The sequence below is a fragment of the Micromonospora globispora genome (genome assembly GCF_003857015.1).
GTDB lineage: Bacteria > Actinomycetota > Actinomycetes > Mycobacteriales > Micromonosporaceae > Micromonospora > Micromonospora globispora.
The window spans coordinates 1-3,010 of record NZ_QGGF01000577.1; the positions used below are offsets into that span (position 1 = coordinate 1).

General features: G+C 73.0%; 2 protein-coding genes and 1 pseudogene. 2 read left to right on the plus strand and 1 reads right to left on the minus strand.

The genetic code is table 11. The features are described from left to right. Positions 1-92 precede the first annotated feature (92 nt). A complete protein-coding gene (thiD, locus tag DKL51_RS29255; RefSeq protein WP_109943271.1) occupies positions 93-881 on the plus strand; it encodes a bifunctional hydroxymethylpyrimidine kinase/phosphomethylpyrimidine kinase in 789 nt (262 codons plus the stop codon). A 17-nt stretch (positions 882-898) separates the two neighbouring features. Further along, positions 899-2,491: a phosphomethylpyrimidine synthase ThiC gene (gene thiC / locus DKL51_RS29260; protein WP_109943270.1), complete on the plus strand. Its 1,593-nt coding sequence runs from the start codon at positions 899-901 to the stop codon at positions 2,489-2,491. A 39-nt stretch (positions 2,492-2,530) separates the two neighbouring features. Here the strand turns inward: thiC and DKL51_RS29265 are convergent. Beyond that, a pseudogene (locus DKL51_RS29265) lies at positions 2,531-3,010 on the minus strand (hypothetical protein); the annotation flags it as partial.

The window sequence follows — 3,010 nt, forward strand, 5'->3', positions numbered from 1 at the left end:
GGGGTGGCGGTGCTCGGGGCGGTCATGCGGGCCGGAGACCCGGCGGAGGCGGCCGCCGGGCTGCTGCGCGGCTGCGCCGCGGGGGCCCGCCGATGACCCCGCCCGTCCTGCTCACCATCGCCGGATCGGACTCCGGCGGAGGCGCCGGCATCCAGGCCGACCTCAAGGTCTTCGCCGCCCTCGGCACGTACGGCACCAGCGTGGTCACCGCGGTCACCGCGCAGAACACCAGAGGGGTGGACGCCGTCCTGCCACTGCCACCCCGCACGGTGACCGAGCAGCTCGACAGCGTGCTGGCTGACTTCCAGGTGCGGGCGGTGAAGACCGGCATGCTCGGCACCCCGGCGATCGCCGACGCGGTGGCCGGGGCGGCGAAGGCGGGACGGCTGCCGCACCTCGTCGTCGACCCGGTGCTGGTGGCCACCAGCGGGCACCGCCTCGGCGTGGTCGGGTCGGTCGAGCGGCTGCTGCCGTACGCGGAGGTGGCCACGCCGAACTGCGCGGAGGCCGCCGCCCTCACCGGACGCCCGGTGACCACGGTCGAGGAGATGGTCGCCGCCGCCGAGGCGCTCGCCGCGGGCGGGCCGGCGCACGTGGTGGTGACCGGCGGCGACGTAGACGCGGCCGGCGAGTCGGTGGACGTGCTGCACGGCGGCGGGACGACCACGCTGCTGCGCGCGCCCCGGGTGGACACCCGGCACAACCACGGCACCGGGTGTTCGTTCTCGGCCGCGGTCGCCGTGCGGCTGGCGCTGGGCGACCCGGTGCCGGTCGCCGTCACCACCGCCAAGGAGTACGTCACCCGCGCGCTGACCGGCGCGCGGGACTGGGAGCTGGGCGCCGGGAGCGGCCCGCTGGACCACTTCGGCTGGTCCGCTTGATCACCAGGGAGGCTGTCATGCAGGCACGTCGCAAGGTCTACGTCGAGGGGTCACGGCCGGACGTCCGGGTGTCGTTCGCCGAGGTGGAGCTGACCGGGGACAACCCCCCGGTACGCCTCTACGACACCTCCGGCCCGGGCTCCGACCCGGAGGTGGGGCTGCCGGCGCTGCGCGGGCCGTGGATCGCCGCTCGCGGGGGCGTCGCTCCCGTGCGGGGTGCCGGCACCCCGCTGGCCGGCGCCGACGGGAAACGCCCGACCCAGCTCGCGTACGCCCGGGCGGGCGTGGTCACCCCGGAGATGGAGTTCGTGGCGGTCCGGGAGGGCGTGGCAGCGGAGTTCGTCCGGGACGAGATCGCGGCCGGGCGGGCGGTGCTGCCGCTCAACGTCAACCACCCCGAGTGCGAGCCGGCCATCATCGGCAAGGCGTTCCTGGTGAAGGTGAACGCCAACATCGGCACCTCGGCGGTCACCTCGTCCATCGCGGAGGAGGTGGAGAAGCTGACCTGGGCGACCCGGTGGGGCGCGGACACCGTGATGGACCTGTCCACGGGAAAGCGGATCCACGAGACCCGAGAGGCGATCGTCCGGAACTCGCCGGTGCCGATCGGTACCGTGCCGATCTACCAGGCCCTCGAGAAGGTCGGCGGTGACCCGGTGAAGCTGAGCTGGGAGGTGTTCCGGGAGACCGTCATCGAGCAGGCCGAGCAGGGCGTCGACTACATGACCGTGCATGCCGGGGTGCTGCTGCCGTACGTGCCGCTCGCGGTGGACCGGGTCACCGGGATCGTCTCCCGCGGCGGGTCCATCATGGCGGCCTGGTGCCTGGCGCACCACGAGGAGAACTTCCTCTACACCAACTTCCGTGAGCTCTGCGAGATCCTGGCCCGCTACGACGTGACCTTCTCCCTCGGTGACGGGTTGCGGCCGGGTTCGATCGCGGACGCCAACGACGAGGCGCAGTTCGCCGAGCTGCGTACCCTCGGCGAGCTGACGAAGATCGCCTGGGAGTACGACGTGCAGGTGATGATCGAGGGCCCCGGGCACGTGCCGATGCACAAGATCAAGGAAAACGTGGACCGCCAGCAGGAGTGGTGCCACGAGGCGCCGTTCTACACGCTCGGCCCGCTGACCACCGACATCGCGCCGGCGTACGACCACATCACCTCGGCGATCGGCGCGGCGATGATCGGCATGTTCGGCACCGCGATGCTCTGCTACGTCACCCCGAAGGAGCACCTGGGGCTGCCGGATCGGGACGACGTGAAGGCGGGCGTGATCGCGTACAAGATCGCGGCGCACGCGGCCGACCTGGCCAAGGGGCACCCTGGTGCGCAGGCGTGGGACGACGCGCTCTCCAAGGCCCGGTTCGAGTTCCGCTGGGAGGACCAGTTCAACCTCTCGCTGGACCCGGAGACCGCCCGGTCGTACCACGACGCGACGCTCCCGGCCGAGCCGGCGAAGACCGCCCACTTCTGCTCGATGTGCGGGCCGAAGTTCTGCTCGATGAAGATCACCCAGGAGTTGAAGGACTACGCCGCCCGGGGCATGAAGGACAAGTCCGAGGAGTTCGTCTCCTCCGGCGGCCGGGTCTACCTGCCACTGTCGTGAGTGGACCGGGCCGGGTCGAGATCGGCCCGGCCCGGCTGGTCAGTCCCGGTGGTGCCGCCCGGTCCGCAGGGGACGCCCCTCCGGATCCTTCTCCGCCGGGCGGCTCAGCCCGGTGACCCAGTCGACGTACTCCTCGTCGTGCGCCGGTACCGGCTCCGACTCGCGGTCGTTCCGGTCCGTCGCCGTCTCCTCGTCGCCCCGGCCCCGGTTCCGCCGGAACAGGCCACGCCGGGCCCGGGACTTCCCGGTACGCGACTCCTCGCCGTCGCCGTCCCCGGCCGGGCTCTGGTCGTTCGGGTCGTCGGCGTGACGGGCCTCGGTCCGCTCACCGCGGGCATCGGTGGCGTGCCGGGCCCACACGGGTCCGATCACGTCGGAGGCGGAAGTTACCGGCTCCTCGCTGTCGGCGAGGGTGTCCCGAGCCGGCGGGCGGCCCAGGTCGGGCAGCGCGAGGTGCCGGGGGCGTGGCGCCGGGTCGACCGGAGCGGCGGTGTCGCCCGCGGGCGGGTCGACCGGACG

What these genes read in the sequence shown, in the direction of transcription:
- thiC (WP_109943270.1), top strand. Translation starts at nt 899, where the DNA reads ATGCAGGCACGTCGCAAGGTCTACGTCGAGGGGTCACGGCCGGACGTC.
- thiD (WP_109943271.1), top strand. Translation starts at nt 93, where the DNA reads ATGACCCCGCCCGTCCTGCTCACCATCGCCGGATCGGACTCCGGCGGA.